Consider the following 17,708-nt stretch of genomic DNA (forward strand, 5'->3'; position numbering starts at 1 on the left):
CAGCACCCCCGAGCCGCCCGCTTCCGCTGTGCCCGGTGCCCGCGTCGGGTTGGAGGCCCTGCCGCTCCGCCCCGACCTGCGCGGCCGCAGCCCCTACGGGGCACCGCAGCTCGACGTGCCCGTCCGGCTGAACACCAACGAGAACCCCTTCCCGCCGCCCGCCGAGCTGGTGGCGGACGTCACCGCGGCGGTGGGCCGGGCCGCCGCCGAGCTGCACCGCTACCCGGACCGGGACGCCGTGGCGCTGCGCGCCGACCTGGCGGCCTACCTCTCCCGGGCGACCTCCACCCCGCTGGACGCCCGCAACGTGTGGGCGGCCAACGGCTCCAACGAGATCCTCCAGCAGCTGATGCAGGCCTTCGGCGGCCCCGGCAGGACGGCGTTGGGCTTCGAGCCGTCCTACTCGATGCACCCCATCATCGCCGCCGGCACCCGCACCGAATGGGTCGCCGCGCCCCGGCGCGCCGACTTCTCGCTGGACACGGCCGCCGCGGCGGAGACCGTGCGCTCCCGGCGGCCCGACGTCGTGTTCGTCACCAGCCCCAACAACCCGACGGGGCAGTCGGTGCCGCTGGCCGACCTGCGCACCGTGCTGGACGCCGCCACCGGGATCGTCGTCGTCGACGAGGCCTACGCCGAGTTCTCCTCCGCCCCCAGCGCGGTGTCGTTGATCGACGAGTACCCGGACCGGTTGGTGGTCAGCCGGACGATGAGCAAGGCGTTCGCCTTCGCCGGGGGGCGTCTCGGCTACCTCGCCGCCGCCCCGGCGGTCGTCGACGCGTTGCTGCTCGTCCGGCTCCCCTACCACCTGTCCGTCCTGACCCAGGCCGCCGCCAGCGCCGCGCTCCGCCACGCCGACGCGACGCTGAAGTCGGTGCGGACCCTCGTCGAGGAACGGCACCGCGTCGCCGACGGGCTCGGGGCGCTCGGGTTCGACGTGGTGGACTCCGACGCCAACTTCCTGCTGTTCGGCCGTTTCCCCGACGCGGGCGCGGCCTGGCGCGCCTACCTCGACTACGGTGTGCTCGTTCGTGACGTCGGCATCCCGGGGCACCTGCGGGTGACCGTGGGCACGGCCGAGGAGAACGACGCCTTCCTCGCCGCGAGCAGGGGTCTCGCCGAGGGGGCCGCAGACGGGAAGGACCAGCGGTGAACCGCATCGCGCGGGTGGAACGCACCACCAGGGAATCCTCGGTCGACGTGGAGGTCGACCTCGACGGCGCCGGGAAGGTCGAGATCGACACCGGCGTGCCCTTCTACGACCACATGCTGACCGCGCTCGGGACCCACGCGGCCTTCGACCTCCGGGTGCGGGCCAGCGGTGACACCGAGATCGACGCGCACCACACCGTCGAGGACATCGCGATCGTGCTGGGGCAGGCGCTCCGGGAGGCGTGGGGCGACAAGAAGGGGGTCCGCCGCTTCGGGGACGCCTGGATCCCGATGGACGAGACCCTGGCGCACGCGGCCGTCGACCTGTCCGGCCGGCCGTACTGCGTGCACACCGGTGAGCCGGAGACCTACAACACCTTCACCATTGGTGGGAACTACCCCTTCGTGCTCAACCGGCACGTCTTCGACTCGTTGGCCTTCCACGCCCAGATCGCGCTCCACGTGCGGGTGATCCACGGTCGGGATCCGCACCACATCACCGAGGCCCAGTTCAAGGCGGTGGCCAGGGCGCTGCGGGCCGCCGTCGAGCCGGACGAGCGGCTGCGGGGAGTGCCCTCCACCAAGGGCGCCCTCTGACCGAGCACCGGTACGGCGCGGGGGGAGCCCCGCGCCGCTACCACGGTCCGCCCCGGCGCGGGCGCCGGCTGACGACGTGTCACGACGAGAAAGGGTTCCGCGTGGAGTTCACCTGGGTGTCGATCGTGCTGCTCGGGGTGGCGGGTTTCCTGTTGGGAGGGGCCTGGTCGCTGCGCCGGACCAGCCGGGCGGGCGTGGTGGTCCTCCTGGTCGGCGCGGTGCTCGCCGCCGCGGGAGCGGTGCTCTGGACGGGCTGAGCCCAGCCACCTGGTCGCCGACGGCAGGGTGGTGACCGGCAGACCAGCCACCCGCCGTTGGCGCTGAGGTGGAACACGTGCCTGCCCCGGGTCATGCCTCCGGCGTCCACGACGAGCACGACGGGTGCGCCCCCGCGGTGCGGACGGCCCCGGCCGTCGCCTCGTCAGGGGAGACGCACGGCGTGGCCCCGCACCGGGCGTAGCCCCTCCCGGCGGATCGAGGCAGGGGACTTCGCCGTCGTGCCGTGGAACGACGTCGGTGGGGGGTGGCGGAGGTGAGGCCGGGGTCGAGGGGCACCGGGGGCCCCTGGCTCGCCCGCATCCACGAGCCGGACCCGTCGTCGGCGAAGCGCTTCCGGTCGTTCTCGCCGACCAACCCGGTCCAGGGCGCCGGTCGATCCGGTGCCCTCGTCCCGCAAGCCCCGCGAGCCGGGGCTCGACCGACACCCACCCCGCGGCGCCCGGGGAGACCCCCAGCGTTCCCGGGTCGCGCCGGAGTGCGTGGGCCAGGACGCGCGGGATCCCGCCGGGGTCGATGTTCCGCGCGGTCCGCCCCTGCCACCCCGGCCGCACGACCCACCTCCGCCGCGTCCCGGCTGGTCGGCGTCCTTTCGTGGATCAGCGGCCACCCTCGCGTGACGGTCGCAGCATGGGGGCTCCCGGGCCCTGCGCGGCCAGCTCGTCGTCCGGGTTGTGCAGCCCGCAGGTGGCCAGCGAGAGGCAGCCGCAGCCGATGCACGAGTCGAGGCGGTCCCGCAGCCGCACCATCCCGTCGATGCGGGTGTCGAGTTCGGACCGCCACTGCCGGGAGAGCCGCGCCCAGTCCGCCTTGGTCGGGGTGCGCCCTTCCGGAAGGGTGGTGAGCGCCGCCTGGATGTCCTCCAGGCTCAGACCGACCCGCTGCGCGGAACGGATGAAGGCGAGCCGGCGCAGGACGGACCGCTCGTAGCGGCGCTGGTTCCCGCTGGTGCGGTGGGAGGAGATCAGGCCGCGGTCCTCGTAGAAGCGCAGGGCGCTGTGGGGGACTCCGCTGCGGTGGGCGATCTCGCCGATGCTGAGGGTGGGGCTGCTCGCGGGCATGAAACAGCCTAACCCTTGACCTAAACCAATGTCGAGGTATCAGGCTGGGGTCATGATGATGAAGAACCCCACCACCCCCACCACCACGCGGTGGGGGTACGCGGACCTGCCAGCCCTCGTCCGCCGGATGACCGGCGACGAGAAGCACCACTCCGCGTCCTCCTCCACCCTGGACGTCCTCTGGGTCCTCTACGACCGGATCCTCGACGTCAGCCCCGAGCGGATCGACGACGAGGGGCGCGACCGCTTCCTACTCTCCAAAGGGCACGGTCCGATGTCCTACTACGCGGTGCTCGCGGCCAAGGGGTTCCTCGACGCCGACCAGTTCCCGGACTGGGCGTCCTTCGGCTCCCCCCTCGGCCACCACCCCGACCGGATGCTGCTCCCGGGGGTGGAGATCGGCAGCGGCTCCCTGGGTCACGGGCTCCCCCTGGGCGTCGGCACCGCGTTGGGACTGCGCGCCCGGGGCATCGGCTCCCGCGTCGTGGTCCTCACCGGGGACGCGGAGCTGGACGAGGGCAGCAACCACGAGGCCATCGCGGTCGCCGGTCGACTGGGGCTGGAGCAGCTGACCACGGTGGTCGTGGACAACGACTCCGCCTCGTACGGCTGGCCAGGCGGCATCGAGGACCGGTTCACCCGGGAGGGCTGGAACGGGGCCACCGTGGACGGACGGGACCACGACGCGCTGTACGCGGCGTTCACCAGGCCCTCGAACGGGCGGCCCTCGGTGGTCGTCGCCCAGGTCGAACCGTACGACGACGACGCTTCCGAGAGCCAGGACCAGGGCACGGCCACGACGACGGAGGAGCAGACCCGATGAGCACCCGACCCGCCACCAGCAGCGAGATCGACGAGCGGCCCACCCGGACCATGCGCGACGTGTTCGTCGAGACGACCACCGCCCGCTTCGACACCGACGACCGGCTGGCCGTGGTGCTGGCCGACATCAGCGCGGACAGTTTCGCCCCGGCGGCGGCCCGCTGGCCGGACCGCGTGCTCAACGTCGGGATTCGTGAACAGGCCATGGTCGGGGTGGCCGGCGGCCTCGCGTTGACCGGTCTCCGCCCCGTGGTCCACTCCTACACCCCGTTCCTGGTGGAACGGCCCTTCGAACAGCTCAAGATCAGCATCGGTCACCAGGGGGTGGGTGCGGTGCTCGTCAGCATCGGCGCCTCCTTCGACGCCAGCAGCGAGGGACGCACCCACCAGGCACCCGGGGACGTGGCCCTGCTCGACACGCTGCCGGGGTGGCGGGTGCACGTCCCCGGCCACCCCGACGAGGTCCCCGCGCTGTTGCGGGACGCCTTCGACTCCGACGGCCCCGTCTACGTGCGGTTGTCCGGTCAGACCAACTCCACGCCGATGCCGGTCGGCGCCGGATTCCACCAGGTCAGGGGCGGGTCAGGCTCGGACAGGGGGGTGGTGCTCGCGGTAGGCCCCGTGCTCGACCAGGTCATCGAGGGCGTCGGGGACCTCGACGTCACCGTGCTCTACACCCCGACCGTCCGGCCCTTCGACGCGGTCGGCCTGGCCGAGGCGGTCGGTCGTGCCCGGCACGCCGACGTCATGCTGGTCGAGCCTTACCTGGCGGGAACCTCCGCGCACCGGGTGGGCTCGGCGCTCGAGGCCGTGCCCCACCGCGTCCGGTCGCTGGGCGTGTCCCGGGACGCCGAGTTGCGCGCGTACGGCACACCCGAGGAGCACAGGGCGGCGCACGGCTTGGACGCGACGAGCATCGGGCTGGCCGCCCGGGAGTTCTTCCGACCGTGACGGCGTCAGCCAATATCACTAGTGGCTATCGCCCAAGAGGTTGATTGCCACTGCTACACCGATGGGGTTGTGTGGGCGGCGGCAATTCGCACGACAGTTCGAAGGAAGGAACCGTGATGGCGCCGTCCTCACCCACCGTCGCAAGTTGGGAACTGGGACTTCGGCTTCGTGAACGTCGGGAGCTGATGGGGCTCACGGCGCAGGCGGTGGCCAAGCGCAGCGGGTGCACCCAGGGCTACCTCTCGGAGGTCGAACGGGGAAAGACCAAGATCGCCGAGGAACGGCTGGCCGCGTTGACCGAGATCTACGAGTTCCACCGCGACGAGGCCGAGGAACTGGCGGCGCTGCGGCGCGACGCCAACCAACGCCCGTGGTGGAACTCCTACTCGGCCCTGTTCAGCGACGACCTCCTCCGGTTCTTCGGCTACGAGCACGGCGCGGAGAGCTGCCGCGCCTACGACGGGGGCCTGGTGCCCGGTCTCCTCCAGACCGAGGACTACGCCCGCGCGGTGATCCGGGGAGGGGGCCCCAACATCCGGCTCGCGGAGGTCGACCGGCGGGTCGAGGCGCGGATGCAGCGCAAACAGCGGCTCACCGGCCCCACACCCATCCACTACACGGCGGTGATCAACGAGGCCGTCCTCCGCCAACACGTCGGAGGCCCCCGGGTGCTGGCCGACCAGCTCACCTACCTCGTCGACATGATCGAGTCCTGCCCGGACACCCTCGACCTGCGGGTCGTGCCCTTCACCGCGGACGCCTACCACGCGCTGGGCGGATCGACCTTCTACCTGCTCGACTTCGCCAGCTCGCGGTTACCCACGCTGGTCTGGCAGGAGACCGTCACCTCCACGGACCTGATCGATCACTACATGAGGGTCCGCGAGTACGATCTGGCGTACTCGCAGGCCGCCACGCTGGCCCTGAGCGCGGCCGACTCGTTAGCCCTCATCCGCCTGATCGCCAAGGAGCTGCTGTGACCAGTCGGGTGTCCCCCGTTCGTCACGATCGGTCGGCGCGCTCCTCCTGGTTCAAGTCGACGCGGAGCGCGGGCAACTCCTCCTGCGTGGAGGTGCGGTTCGTCTCCGGGGAAGCCGGGGTGCGGGACTCCAAGAACCCGTGCGGGCCGGCACTGGTCTTCGCCTCCTCGCAGTGGTCGGGCTTCGTGGGCAACGTGCGGCGGGGCTCGTTCGACGACACCCCCTGAGCGCCGGCTGGCGGTAGCTCGGTGGCGCGGATCTCACTCGGATCGGTGGTAGGCACCCGCACGCTTCGTGAGCGGTGCGGATCCGGGGTCCCAAGGCCCCGATCGGGTGCCGTCACGGTGAACAAGTGGGCGTGGTGACCTGTCCGGGGCCCGGCCGAGGTGGCCCTGGACGGGCGGAGCGCCCGAGGCGGGGCGCCCGAGGCGGGGTGCCCCGGGGCATCAGCCGCGGTAGGTGGTCCCCACCTTCCGCGTTCCGCCAGGGCCGCCGCCGCTCCGGCCGCTGACCAGGGCCTCGTCCGCGTGTGGCCCTCCGGTCAGGGCGGGAGGTGGCGGAACGCGGACGGGACGCCGAGGCCACTCGCGCCCGACCCGCTCCGGCGATGGCCGCCGCCGACCTCCCTCGGCGCGGCGTCCGTCACACCCCGCCTCCTCCCGACTCCGGCCCGTGGGCAAGCCGGCCCGACGGTTTAGCCTGGACGCGTGGCATCAGTCGTCGTGTTGGATTACGGGTCGGGCAACCTCCGGTCCGTCGAGCGGGCGTTGGAGCGAGCGGGCGCCGAGGTGACGGTGACCTCCGACGCTCGCGCGGCCGTCGAGGCGGAGGGCCTGGTGGTGCCGGGCGTGGGCGCGTTCGCCGCATGCGCGGGAGGGCTGCGCGAGGTGGGCGGCGCCGAGATCGTGGACCGGCGCCTCCGCGACGGGCGCCCCGTCCTCGGGGTCTGCGTCGGCCTCCAGATCCTCTTCGAACGCGGCGTCGAGCACGGGGTCACCGCCGACGGGCTCGGCCGGTGGCGGGGTCAGGTGGAGCGCCTGAAAGCGGATGTCCTACCCCACATGGGCTGGAACACGGTCCGCGTGCCGGCGGGCAGCCGGCTCTTCGCCGGCCTCGACCCGGAGACCCGCTTCTACTTCGTCCACTCCTACGCCGTCCGCACCTGGGAGCCGGACGGAACCGGCGGCGCGGGACCGCTGGTCACCTGGGGGCACCACGGCGAGGACTTCGTGGCCGCCGTGGAGGACGGTCCGCTGTGGGCGACGCAGTTCCACCCCGAGAAGTCGGCGGACGCGGGCGCGGTCCTACTCCGGAACTGGTTGCGGGAACTCCGGTGACCGGGCGCCGCTACCGCTCCGTGCGGCCCGGGAGGGGGTCCAGGTTCGTCGCGCTCCTGTTGATCGTCGTGATGACGGCGAGCGTCGGCCAGGCCGTGCTGGTCAACTTCGGGCTCTCGCTGTGGGAGGCGCTGGCCGTGCTGTTGCTGGTGATCGCGGTCCCCGCCGCCGTGGTGTTCGGCCGCAACCGGGACCGCGACCGCTGAGCCACGATGTGCCGCCCAGCGCGCCGGTACGGGGAACCGCTCCGGCGTCGGCGGCGCGTCAGGCCTTAAGGTTGCCCGGTGACTTTCACCTTGCTCCCCGCCGTGGACGTGGTGGACGGCCAGGCCGTCCGGCTCGTGCGCGGTGAGGCCGGTACCGAGACCTCGTACGGTTCCCCCCTCGACGCCGCGCTCGCCTGGCAGCGCGACGGAGCCGAGTGGGTGCACCTGGTGGATCTGGACGCCGCCTTCGGACGGGGTGAGAACCGCGAGCTCCTCGCGGACCTCGTGGGGCGCCTTGACATCGACGTGGAACTGTCCGGCGGGATCCGGGACGACGCCTCGCTGCGCGCCGCCCTGGCCACCGGCTGCCGACGGGTGAACCTCGGAACGGCTGCGCTGGAGAACCCCGACTGGTGCGCCCGCGCCATCGCCGAGCACGGCGACCGCATCGCCGTCGGCCTCGACGTGCGCATCACCGAACGCGGGCACCGGGTGGCCGCCCGGGGCTGGACCAGCGACGGCGGCGACCTGTGGGAGGCGCTGGAACGCCTCGACCGGGACGGCTGCGCCCGCTACGTCGTCACCGACGTGGGCCGGGACGGGACCCTCACCGGCCCCAACCTGGACCTGCTCCGCGCCGTCTGCGAACGGACGCCGGCGCCGGTCGTCGCCTCCGGTGGCGTGGCCAGCATCGAGGACCTGACCGCCCTGGCCGGCCTCGCCGACCTCGGTGTGGAGGGCGCGATCATGGGCAAGGCGCTCTACTCCGGCGCGTTCACCCTCCCGGCGGCGCTGGCCGCGGTCCGGGACACCGCCGTCCGAGGCTGACCCGCTCCGGTGGCGGCGCCTGACCGGGCCCGGTCAGGCGTGCAGCAGCCAGGCCAGCAGGAACGCGCCACTGTTGCTGGCCAGGTGTCCGAGGACCGGCGCCAGCAGGCCGCCTCCGAGCCGCCGCACGCCGCACAGCACCAGACCGAGGACGAAGGTGGCCAGCACCGCGGTGAGGCTGGTCAACAGGGTGGAACCGCCGAAGAGCGCGCCCACCGCGTCGTTGCCCTCGCTCAGGCCGAGCGAGGGCAGGACGTGCCACAGGCCGAAGCACGCCGAGGCCAGGGCGGCCGCCGGCCACCAGCCGCGGCCCTCGGGCCGGAACAACGCGGGCAGGACCCCCCGGAACGCCACCTCCTCCAGGAGGACGGTCCCGACCGGGATGCGGACCAGCACCGCCCACAGCATCGCCCCGGTGCCGACCTCGGCCGCGCGTTCGTCGGCGAAGGCCTGCCGGAGTTCGGGAACGACCAGCGCGATGGCGAACGCGAGCAGCACCACCGCCACGGCGGCGGCGCCGACGAGGAGCCCGCGCCGGTCCAGATCGGACCCGATGCCCAGCGTCCGCCAGCTCAGGCCGCAGCGGCGGGCCACGACGACGGCGAGCACGGCGACCACCCCGTTCCAGAACGGGTAGGCGGTCGCGGGCAGAATCGTGTTGGTCATCACCACCGAGCAGGCCAACATGACCAGCACGAGGAACAGGCCGCGGCGGCGGGACCACCGAGCCGTCCCCGGATCGGAACCGACCTGCGCCATCGTCATGCCATCCTGCCGGAGAACCTGGGGAGAGGGTAGCGATGGTCGGGCCGGACGGGGTGGGGCAGGCTCCGGGCGCGGGGGACGAATCCCAGTTCACCGCGTCCGGCCAGCGGGACCGCTACGTCGACCTCCTGCGAGCTCTCAGCCTGCTGGTGGTGGTGTTGTGGCACTGGGCGTTCACCATCCTGATCTGGACTCCCGACGGCCCCGTCGCCACCAGCCCGCTCGGTTTCACCTCGGGGCTGTGGATCTTCACCTGGCTGCTCCAGGTGATGCCGGTGTTCTTCTACATCGGCGGCTACGTGCACATGATGTCCTGGCGGCGGGCGAAGGCGCGGGGCTCGGGACTCGGTGGCTTCGTCTGGCGCCGGATCAGGCAACTCGCCGTCCCGGGTGCCGCGCTGATGCTCACGTGGATCGTGCTCGGACTGGTCCTCGGCGCGCTGTTCGACATCCAGTGGATCGGCCAGGCGGTGCTGATGGTCATCAGCCCGCTGTGGTTCCTCGCCGTCTACCTCATGCTGATCGCCCTGCTCCCCGTGGCGCTCTGGTTGCACCGCCGCTTCGACGTGCTCGCCCTCGTCTGGTTGGGCGGCCTGGCCATGTGCGTGGACGTCCTCCGGTTCCGCTACGGGCTGGAGGAGCTGGGCTGGCTGAACATGGTGCTGGTGTGGGGACTGGCCCACCAGGCCGGCTTCTTCTACCGGCGCCTCGTCCTCGCCTCCCGCCGACTGGACCTGTCCTTGTTGTGGGCCGGGCTGTTCGCCCTGGTGGGGCTCGTGTTCTCCGGGCTCTACCCGGGGTCGATGGTGGGCGTCCCCGGCGACCGGCTCTCGAACATGGCGCCGCCGACCTTCGTCATCGTGGCCCTGCTCGTCTTCCAGATGGGTGTGGTGGAGACCCTCCGCCCCCGGATGGAGGGAGTGCTCGAGGGCGTGCGCTGGCGACGGTTCAACGACGTCATCAACCGGTTCGCGTTGCCGCTGTTCCTCTTCCACACGACCGGGATGGCCCTGTGGCTGGTGGTGTCGTGGGGGGTGTTCGGCGTCACGGTGCCGGAGGCGATCGTGCCAGACGCCGGGTGGTGGGTCCGCCGCCCGCTGGCCCTGGTGGGCCCGCTGTTGTTCACCCTCCCGGTGATCGCGCTGTTCGGGAAGTTCTGGATGCGGCATCGCACCGAACGGCGCCCCGCCGTGATCCCACCCCGCCCCCCGGGACCCGGGTAGGACGTGGCGCCGGAGCCCCGGACGGGCGACGTCCTGGCCGGCCCGGCCACCTGGGGGCGGACGGGGCGGCGCCCTCGGCCAGGTGGTGGCCGGCCCGGCCGGCGGGGGAGAACGCGGGCCCTGCCCGCCCGAACCGGAGCGCGGTGACCGGCGGTCGACGGACGTGGAGGGGGCAGCCTCTACCCTGGGCGCATGTCAGTCGCCGTACGCGTGATCCCCTGCCTGGACGTGGACCGGGGACGGGTCGTGAAGGGGGTCAACTTCACCGACCTCGTGGACGCCGGTGACCCGGTGGAGCTCGCGGCCGCCTACGACGCCGAAGGCGCGGACGAACTCACCTTCCTCGACGTCACGGCCTCCTCCTCCGAGCGGGAGACCACCTTCGACGTGGTGCGCCGGACCGCCGAGCAGGTGTTCATCCCCCTGACGGTCGGCGGCGGGGTGCGCAGCGTCGAGGACGTCAACCGGCTGCTGCGTGCCGGTGCCGACAAGGTGAGCCTGAACACCGCCGCCGTCGCCCGCCCCGAGCTCCTGCGGGAGGCCTCCCACCGGTTCGGCGCCCAGTGCGTCGTGTTGTCGGTGGACGCCCGACGGGTCCCGGCCGGGCAGCCACCCACCCCGTCGGGGTTCGAGGTGACCACCCACGGGGGCCGCCGGGGCACCGGCGTGGACGCGGTGGAGTGGGCGGCCACCGGCGAACGACTCGGAGTGGGGGAGATCCTGTTGAACTCGATGGACGCCGACGGCACGAAACGGGGCTTCGACCTCGAACTGATCGAGGCGGTCCGCCGGGAGGTCTCGGTCCCCCTGATCGCCAGTGGCGGCGCGGGGACCCCGGAGCACTTCGCCCCGGCGGTGCGGGCCGGTGCGGACGCGGTCCTCGCCGCCAGCGTCTTCCACTTCGGCGAGCTGCGCATCGGCCAGGTCAAGGACGCGCTGCGCGAAGGCGCGGTGACGGTGCGATGACCCGGGCGGAACGCTCGACCGAGGCTGGTCCGCCACTGGAGGTGCGGGTGGCCATCGGCGTCCTCTCCGGTGGGGGCCTGTTGTTCCTGGTGCTGGGCCTGGTGCGCCTGGTGACCGAGGGTGGCTCCGACGTGATGTTGCTGCCCACCATGATCACCATGCTGGTGCTGGCCGCCTCGGTGAGCATCTACGCCGGCCGCCCGTCGCTGCGCGCCCTGGGACTGGCGGGGGCGACATTGGCCGGGCTCCTCTACCTGCTGCTGGCGATGAGCGACGGACCCTGGTGGCTGACCGTGGTCGGTCTGCTGCTGGCCGCCAGCGCCTTCTACACGCTGGTCCTGCTCAACACGGGGCCCGCCCGCCGGTACGGCGGACTGGCCTGATCCCGGGGGCCGCCCCGACCGGGGCGCCGCCGGCCACGCCGCCCCTCCAGGGCGGCGAACACCGAGAACGTGGAGGTCGTCGATGAGTTCGGCGCGGCTGGATCCCACCATCGCCGACCGGCTCAAGCGCAACGAGGCGGGTCTCGTCTGCGCGGTCGCGCAGCGCCGGGAGGACGGCGCCGTGCTGATGGTGGCGTGGATGGACGACGAGGCCCTCCGACGCACCCTCGCCACCCGGCGCGCCACCTACTTCTCCCGGAGCCGGGGGGAGTACTGGGTCAAGGGGGAGACCTCCGGGCACACCCAGTACGTGCACGAGGTGCGGTTGGACTGCGACGGCGACACCGTGCTGCTCACCGTCGACCAGACGGGCGCCGCCTGCCACACCGGCAGCGCCACCTGCTTCGACGACGGGCTCCTGCTCGCCGCCGAGACGGGCTGAGCGCCTCGCGGGCAGGGCGTTCGCCGAGCCCAAACCCGGTTTGGGTGACGGCCCGGTCCGGCGGCACAATGGCCGGCATGGCTGGCGTGCACGGTGGCGGTACTGGTTCGGTGAGCCCGACCAGGGAGGAGTTCCGGCAGCTCGCGGTCCAACGGCGGGTGATCCCGGTGGTGCGCAAGCTCCTCGCTGACGGGGAGACGCCCGTCGGCGTCTACCGGAAACTCGCCAGGAACCGGCCCGGGACCTTCCTGTTCGAGTCGGCCGAGAACGGCAAGTCCTGGTCGCGCTGGTCCTTCGTCGGTGTGCGCAGCCCCGCCGCGTTGACGGTGGTCGACGGCCAGGCCACCTGGACCGGGAGCCCACCGGTCGGGTTGCCCAGTGGGGGTGATCCGATGGCGGTGCTGCGGGAGGCGGTGGAGCTGCTGCGTACCGATCCGCTGCCAGGCCTGCCGCCGCTGACCGGCGGCATGGTCGGCTACGTCGGCTACGACGCGGTGCGCCGGCTGGAACGGCTGCCCGAACTGACCGAGAACGACCTCCAGGTGCCCGAGCTGATGATGCTGCTGGCCACCGACCTCGCCGCGCTGGACCACCACGAGGGCACCGTGACCCTCATCGCCAACGCGGTCAACTGGGACGACAGCCCGGAGAACGTCGACGCCGCCTACGCCGACTCCGTCCGCCGCCTCGACGAGATGACCCGGCTGCTGTGCACCCCGGCCGAGCCGACGGTCTCGGCGTTCGGCCGCCCCCGCCCGAGTTTCACGCGCCGCCGGTCCCGTGAGGAGCACTTCGCGGCGGTGGAGACCGCGAAGGAGGCGATCCGGGCCGGCGAGGCGTTCCAGGTCGTGGTGTCCCAGCGGTTCGAGGTGGAGACCGACGTCGACGCCCTCGACGTCTACCGGGTGCTGCGCACCACCAACCCCAGCCCGTACATGTACCTGCTGCGGCTGTCCGCGCCCGACGAGGACGGTGTGGAGCGCCCGTTCAGCGTCGTCGGCTCCAGCCCCGAGTCGCTGGTCACGGTGCGGGACGGCCACGCGACGACCCACCCGATCGCCGGCACCCGGTGGCGGGGCGCCGACCCGGACGAGGACGCGCTGTTGGAGAAGGACCTGCTCTCCGACGAGAAGGAACGCTCCGAACACGTGATGCTCGTCGACCTCGGCCGCAACGACCTCGGCCGGGTGTGCCGCCCGGGCAGCGTGCACGTCGTCGACTTCTTCCGCATCGAGCGCTACAGCCACGTCATGCACATCGTCTCCACCGTGCGCGGTGAACTCGCCGAGGGCCGCACCGCCTTCGACGCCGTCGCCGCCTGCTTCCCCGCCGGGACCCTGTCCGGCGCTCCGAAGCCCAGGGCGATGGAACTCATCGAGGAGCTGGAGCCGACGCGCCGGGGGCTGTACGGCGGAGTGGTGGGCTACCTGGACTTCGCCGGCGACGCCGACACCGCCATCGCCATCCGCACCGCGCTGATCCGGGAGGGCGTGGCCTACGTGCAGGCCGGGGGCGGTATCGTCGCCGACTCCGACCCGGAGGCCGAGGACAACGAGTGCCTGAACAAGGCCGGTGCCGTCCTCTCCGCGATCGCCACGGCCGAGACCCTGGCCGAACCGGGACCCGTGGGTGGCGAGGGCACGGACGGCGGTGCCGAGACGACGACGAGGGCGGCGGCGGATGTCGCGGGCGTCTGAACCCGGCGGTTCGGGAACGGGGCCCGCCCAGGCGGAGGCTCCCGCGAGCAAGGACGCCGCCCGCCGGCGCGGCGGTCGGCTGTGGCCGCTGGTGGCCGGCCTCGTGTCGGCCGCGCTCCTGCTGTGGGGCGCCAACCAGCTCAGCTGGGGTTTCGTCGCGGACTGGCGGCCGGGGCAGGCCAGGCTGCCCGGGGACATCCCGGGTTCCGCGGCCGTCGGTGGACTGGCCGCGGTCGCGCTGCTGTCCCTGGCCGCCGTGGCGGCCGTGCTCGGCACCCGGGGCTGGCTGCGCCGAGGGGTGGGCGTCGTGCTGGCCCTCGCCGGGATCTGGGTCCTCTGGTCGGTGAGTTCCTTCGATCCGGGCGCGGCTGTCGGTGTGGTCGGCGACACTGGTCACGTCCCGGTGGACCCGATGTCCGTCGCCGACCCCGGCGACGGGGGCCCGCCGTGGGGCAGGGTGCTCGGCGGCGCGGGCGGCGTCGTCCTGGTGCTCAGCGGGCTGTCGCTGGTCCTGCGTTCCGGCGCGCTGCCCGTGCTGGGCGGGCGCTACCGCACGCCCGCCGACCGGCGCTCGGCGGCGCCGTCCGACCGCCAACTCTGGGAGGCGATGGACAGTGGTGACGATCCGACCACCGCACGCGACCAGCACGACGCGGCGCGCGAGTGATGGTCCACCCAGTGCGGGGGGTCGCCCGCGAGCGGAGTTAGCATCCTCGACAACCAGCGGCGCGCGAGGGGAGTGGGCGTGATCGAGCGCACGAACGGGCACGGCGACGAGGTGATCTCGTGAGCGTCCTGGAGTCCATCCTCGACGGGGTGCGGGCCGACCTGGCGGAACGCGAGTCCGCGGTCCCCTTCGAGGAGATCAAGAGGCGGTCCCTGGAGGTCGCGCCTCCCAAGGACGTCAAGTCCGCGATGCTGGCCCCGGGTGTGGGGGTCATCGCCGAGGTCAAGCGGCGCAGCCCCTCCAAGGGTGAGCTCGCCGAGATCGCCGACCCGGCGGAGCTGGCCAGCTCCTACGCGGCGGCGGGGGCCAGGGCGATCAGCGTCCTGACCGAGCGGCGACGTTTCGGCGGATCGCTGGAGGACTTCGACGCCGTCCGGGCGGCGGTGGACGTCCCTCTGCTGCGGAAGGACTTCATCGTCAGCACCTACCAGGTGCACGAGGCCAGGGCGCACGGCGCGGACATCGTGCTGCTGATCGTCGCCGCCCTGGACCAGAACACCCTGTCCGCGTTGCTGGACCGGGTCGAGTCGTTGGGCATGATGGCGTTGGTGGAGGTGCACACCGCCGAGGAGGCGGACCGCGCGCTGGAGGCCGGGGCCAGCCTGGTGGGCATCAACGCGCGCGACCTGCACACCCTGGAGGTCAACCGCGAGGTGTTCGGGCGGATCGCGCCGGGCATGCCGGCCGACGTGCTCAAGGTCGCCGAGTCCGGGGTGCGGGGCCCCAGCGACCTGATGGCCTACGCGGGCGCGGGCGCGGACGCCGTGCTCGTGGGTGAGGGCCTGGTCGTCAGCGGTGACCCGAGGGCGGCGGTCACCCAGCTGGTGACGGCCGGTTCCCATCCGGCGTGCCCCCGCCCCAGCCGCTGATGGCGGGCGCGCACCAGGGAGCAGGAGACGGACGGACGGTGGGTGACGTGAGCGGAGACGACGGAGCGGCGCGGACCACGGACGCGGCCCCTCCCGCGAGCACCCTCCCCAGCGGGCACGACCCCGACGAGCGCGGGCGCTTCGGCCCCTACGGCGGCCGGTTCGTCCCCGAGGCCCTGGTCGCGGCCCTCGACGAGCTGCATGCGGAGTACGAGAAGGCCCGGGTCGACCCGGCCTTCGTCGACGAGTTGCGCCGACTGCTCCGTGACTACACGGGGCGGCCGTCGCCGCTCACCGACGCGCCCCGGTTCGGTGAGCACGCCGGTGGGGCCCGGGTCCTCCTCAAGCGGGAGGACCTCAACCACACCGGCTCCCACAAGATCAACAACGTGTTGGGGCAGGCCCTGCTCACCCGGCGGATGGGCAAGACCCGGGTGATCGCCGAGACCGGCGCCGGGCAACACGGCGTGGCCACCGCCACCGCCTGCGCCCTGTTCGGTCTGGACTGCACGGTGTACATGGGCGAGGTCGACACCCGGCGGCAGGCGCTCAACGTCGCCAGGATGCGCCTGCTCGGGGCGGAGGTCATCCCCGTGCGGACGGGGTCGGCCACCCTCAAGGACGCCATCAACGAGGCGATGCGGGACTGGGTCACCAACGTCGCCGACACCCACTACCTGCTGGGTACCGTCGCCGGACCCCACCCCTTCCCCGTGATGGTGCGTGACTTCCACCGGGTGATCGGACTGGAGGCGCGGGCGCAGGTCCTGGACCGGGTCGGTCGGCTGCCGGACGCCGTCGCCGCCTGCGTGGGGGGCGGTTCCAACGCCATCGGCGCGTTCCACGCGTTCCTCGACGACCCGGGCGTGCGATTGGTGGGCCTGGAACCCGGTGGGGAGGGCCTGGAGACCGGGCGGCACGGCGCCACCCTGACCGCCGGTTCGCCCGGCGCGCTGCACGGCGCCATGTCCTACCTCCTCCAGGACGAGGACGGCCAGACCCAGGAGACGCACAGCATCTCCGCCGGTCTCGACTACCCCGGTGTCGGGCCGGAACATTCCTGGTTGAAGGACACCGGGCGGGCCGAGTACCGGCCCGTGACCGACGCGGAGGCGATGGACGCCTTCCAGCTGCTGTGCCGCACCGAGGGCATCATCCCGGCGATCGAGTCCGCGCACGCCCTGGCCGGGGCGTTGACCCTCGGCCGTGAGCTCGGCGAGGACGCCGTGGTCCTGGTCAACCTCTCCGGTCGGGGCGACAAGGACGTGGACACCGCGGCCCGGTGGTTCGGGCTGCTTCCCGGAGAGGACGCCTGATGGGGCGGTTGGATTCCCTGTTCGCCTCCTGCCGGGCCGAGCGGCGGGCCGCTCTCGTGGGCTACCTGCCCGCCGGTTACCCGACCGTGGCGGACTCCGCCGCCCTGCTGGGCGAGATGGTCGCGGGTGGCTGTGACCTGGTCGAGATCGGTGTGCCGTACTCGGACCCGGTGATGGACGGGCCGACCATCCAGTCCGCGGCCGACACCGCGCTGCGGGCCGGGTTCCGGCTGCGGGACGTGTTCTCGCTCGTCGAGTCGGTCGCCACCGCCGGTGGTCGCGCCGTGGTCATGACCTACTGGAACCCGGTGCACCGCTACGGCGTGGACGCCTTCGCCCGCGACCTCGCGGCCGCCGGGGGGCTCGGCGTGATCACCCCCGATCTGATCCCGGACGAGGCGGAGCCGTGGCTGTCGGCCTCCGACGCCCACGACCTCGACCGGATCTTCCTGGTGTCGCCGTCCTCCACCGAACAGCGGATCGCCATGACGACGAAGGCGAGCCGGGGTTTCGTGTACGCGACCGCCGTCATGGGGGTGACCGGGGCCAGGGACCAGGTGGGTTCCGACGCTCCCGGTCTCGTCCGCCGCACCCGGCAGCACACCGACCTGCCGGTCGGCGTGGGGCTGGGTGTCCGGTCGGGGGCGCAGGCGGCCGAGATCGCCGGTTTCGCCGACGCGGTGATCGTGGGCTCGGCCTTCGTGGCGCGCGCCGGCGGTGACCAGGAGCGGGCCCGGTCGGACGTCCGGTCGCTGGCCGAGGAGCTCGCCGCCGGGGTCCGGGGCCAGGTCAGCTGACCGGCCGGCTGCCCGGCGGCCCGTCACGGGAGGACCGCGCCCACCGGCCGGGGACGAGCCCCGCCCCTCCGCTGACCGGGGGCGTCGGCCGCCCGACCAGCCTGGTGCCGCCACCAGCCGGGGCGGACCCACGCGCCCGCCGGCGGCGGCGACATCGGTGGAGTCCGCTCGGGGGCGGCCTCGCCCGACCCGTCGCGGGCCGCTGGCGGCGGCCCGCCATCACCCGAACGGCGGCACCCGAGGTGCTCCCGAGGGATCTTGCGCGGCCACCCCGACCACCGCGCGTCCGGACCGCCCGCTGCCAGCGCGATCG

At 73.1% G+C, this 17,708-nt stretch carries 21 protein-coding genes; 19 read left to right on the top strand and 2 right to left on the bottom strand.

Translation table 11 applies throughout. The features are described 5' to 3' along the window. The first annotated feature begins 28 nt into the window (after positions 1 to 28). The 3 genes from C1701_RS20275 (at position 29) to C1701_RS27720 (ending at position 2,006) form a co-directional block, all read left to right on the top strand. Positions 29 to 1,153, top strand: coding sequence for a histidinol-phosphate transaminase (locus C1701_RS20275; RefSeq protein ID WP_103056445.1), 1,125 nt, complete (start codon positions 29 to 31; stop codon positions 1,151 to 1,153). Continuing rightward, positions 1,150 to 1,749, top strand: a complete 600-nt coding sequence (gene hisB, locus C1701_RS20280) for an imidazoleglycerol-phosphate dehydratase HisB (protein WP_026420049.1) — start codon at positions 1,150 to 1,152, stop codon at positions 1,747 to 1,749. Before C1701_RS20275 ends, hisB begins: the two co-directional genes overlap by 4 nt. Before the next feature lie 101 nt (positions 1,750 to 1,850). Continuing rightward, on the top strand, positions 1,851 to 2,006 hold the full coding sequence (locus C1701_RS27720; protein WP_169731699.1) for a hypothetical protein: 156 nt from the start codon (positions 1,851 to 1,853) through the stop codon (positions 2,004 to 2,006). A gap of 618 nt (positions 2,007 to 2,624) precedes the next feature. Here the strand turns inward: C1701_RS27720 and soxR are convergent. Then, positions 2,625 to 3,086 carry a redox-sensitive transcriptional activator SoxR gene (soxR, locus tag C1701_RS20285; protein WP_026420050.1) on the bottom strand — a complete coding sequence of 154 codons (462 nt, stop codon included), beginning with the start codon at positions 3,084 to 3,086 and terminating at the stop codon, positions 2,625 to 2,627. Between the two features lie 52 nt (positions 3,087 to 3,138). Here soxR and C1701_RS20290 point away from each other — a divergent pair, with 52 nt between their 5' ends. The 7 genes from C1701_RS20290 (at position 3,139) to priA (ending at position 8,210) form a co-directional block, all read left to right on the top strand. Beyond that, the gene (locus C1701_RS20290) at positions 3,139 to 3,909 is read left to right on the top strand and encodes a thiamine pyrophosphate-dependent enzyme (protein ID WP_372493001.1); all 771 of its coding nucleotides are present in this window, start codon (positions 3,139 to 3,141) and stop codon (positions 3,907 to 3,909) included. Further along, positions 3,906 to 4,859: a transketolase family protein gene (locus tag C1701_RS20295; protein WP_211237584.1), complete on the top strand. Its 954-nt coding sequence runs from the start codon at positions 3,906 to 3,908 to the stop codon at positions 4,857 to 4,859. Before C1701_RS20290 ends, C1701_RS20295 begins: the two co-directional genes overlap by 4 nt. Before the next feature lie 116 nt (positions 4,860 to 4,975). Beyond that, complete coding sequence (locus tag C1701_RS20300) at positions 4,976 to 5,839, top strand: helix-turn-helix domain-containing protein (RefSeq protein ID WP_026420053.1); 864 nt, start codon at positions 4,976 to 4,978, stop codon at positions 5,837 to 5,839. Continuing rightward, the gene (locus tag C1701_RS20305) at positions 5,836 to 6,066 is read left to right on the top strand and encodes a DUF397 domain-containing protein (protein ID WP_337661844.1); all 231 of its coding nucleotides are present in this window, start codon (positions 5,836 to 5,838) and stop codon (positions 6,064 to 6,066) included. Before C1701_RS20300 ends, C1701_RS20305 begins: the two co-directional genes overlap by 4 nt. A gap of 480 nt (positions 6,067 to 6,546) precedes the next feature. Continuing rightward, positions 6,547 to 7,176: an imidazole glycerol phosphate synthase subunit HisH gene (gene hisH / locus C1701_RS20310; RefSeq protein ID WP_337661845.1), complete on the top strand. Its 630-nt coding sequence runs from the start codon at positions 6,547 to 6,549 to the stop codon at positions 7,174 to 7,176. Then, on the top strand, positions 7,173 to 7,382 hold the full coding sequence (locus C1701_RS20315; RefSeq protein WP_026420056.1) for a hypothetical protein: 210 nt from the start codon (positions 7,173 to 7,175) through the stop codon (positions 7,380 to 7,382). The genes hisH and C1701_RS20315 overlap by 4 nt, the downstream gene beginning before the upstream one ends. A gap of 78 nt (positions 7,383 to 7,460) precedes the next feature. Continuing rightward, entirely contained in the window at positions 7,461 to 8,210 is a 750-nt protein-coding gene (priA, locus tag C1701_RS20320) for a bifunctional 1-(5-phosphoribosyl)-5-((5-phosphoribosylamino)methylideneamino)imidazole-4-carboxamide isomerase/phosphoribosylanthranilate isomerase PriA (RefSeq protein WP_026420057.1), read from the top strand. 33 nt (positions 8,211 to 8,243) lie between these two features. Here the strand turns inward: priA and C1701_RS20325 are convergent, their stop codons facing one another. Next, positions 8,244 to 8,975, bottom strand: coding sequence for a CPBP family intramembrane glutamic endopeptidase (locus tag C1701_RS20325; protein ID WP_026420058.1), 732 nt, complete (start codon positions 8,973 to 8,975; stop codon positions 8,244 to 8,246). Between the two features lie 35 nt (positions 8,976 to 9,010). Here C1701_RS20325 and C1701_RS20330 point away from each other — a divergent pair, with 35 nt between their 5' ends. From C1701_RS20330 to trpA, 9 genes are all read left to right on the top strand, one after another. Next, positions 9,011 to 10,198: an acyltransferase family protein gene (locus C1701_RS20330; protein ID WP_103056447.1), complete on the top strand. Its 1,188-nt coding sequence runs from the start codon at positions 9,011 to 9,013 to the stop codon at positions 10,196 to 10,198. Between the two features lie 192 nt (positions 10,199 to 10,390). Next, entirely contained in the window at positions 10,391 to 11,164 is a 774-nt protein-coding gene (gene hisF, locus C1701_RS20335; protein ID WP_026420060.1) for an imidazole glycerol phosphate synthase subunit HisF, read from the top strand. Further along, positions 11,161 to 11,547 carry a hypothetical protein gene (locus C1701_RS20340; RefSeq protein ID WP_026420061.1) on the top strand — a complete coding sequence of 129 codons (387 nt, stop codon included), beginning with the start codon at positions 11,161 to 11,163 and terminating at the stop codon, positions 11,545 to 11,547. Before hisF ends, C1701_RS20340 begins: the two co-directional genes overlap by 4 nt. Before the next feature lie 82 nt (positions 11,548 to 11,629). Beyond that, the gene (gene hisI, locus C1701_RS20345) at positions 11,630 to 11,989 is read left to right on the top strand and encodes a phosphoribosyl-AMP cyclohydrolase (protein ID WP_026420062.1); all 360 of its coding nucleotides are present in this window, start codon (positions 11,630 to 11,632) and stop codon (positions 11,987 to 11,989) included. Between the two features lie 68 nt (positions 11,990 to 12,057). After that, complete coding sequence (locus tag C1701_RS20350) at positions 12,058 to 13,686, top strand: anthranilate synthase component I (protein ID WP_026420063.1); 1,629 nt, start codon at positions 12,058 to 12,060, stop codon at positions 13,684 to 13,686. Next, entirely contained in the window at positions 13,670 to 14,353 is a 684-nt protein-coding gene (locus C1701_RS20355; protein ID WP_026420064.1) for a Trp biosynthesis-associated membrane protein, read from the top strand. Before C1701_RS20350 ends, C1701_RS20355 begins: the two co-directional genes overlap by 17 nt. 119 nt (positions 14,354 to 14,472) lie before the next feature. Next, a complete protein-coding gene (gene trpC / locus C1701_RS20360) occupies positions 14,473 to 15,282 on the top strand; it encodes an indole-3-glycerol phosphate synthase TrpC (RefSeq protein ID WP_026420065.1) in 810 nt (269 codons plus the stop codon). A 38-nt stretch (positions 15,283 to 15,320) separates the two neighbouring features. Beyond that, positions 15,321 to 16,598, top strand: a complete 1,278-nt coding sequence (gene trpB / locus C1701_RS20365; RefSeq protein ID WP_245588910.1) for a tryptophan synthase subunit beta — start codon at positions 15,321 to 15,323, stop codon at positions 16,596 to 16,598. Next, complete coding sequence (trpA, locus tag C1701_RS20370; RefSeq protein ID WP_103056448.1) at positions 16,598 to 17,395, top strand: tryptophan synthase subunit alpha; 798 nt, start codon at positions 16,598 to 16,600, stop codon at positions 17,393 to 17,395. Before trpB ends, trpA begins: the two co-directional genes overlap by 1 nt. Positions 17,396 to 17,708 lie beyond the last annotated feature (313 nt).

It is taken from the genome of Actinoalloteichus sp. AHMU CJ021 (assembly GCF_002895405.1).
Classification (GTDB): Bacteria; Actinomycetota; Actinomycetes; order Mycobacteriales; family Pseudonocardiaceae; genus Actinoalloteichus_B; species Actinoalloteichus_B caeruleus.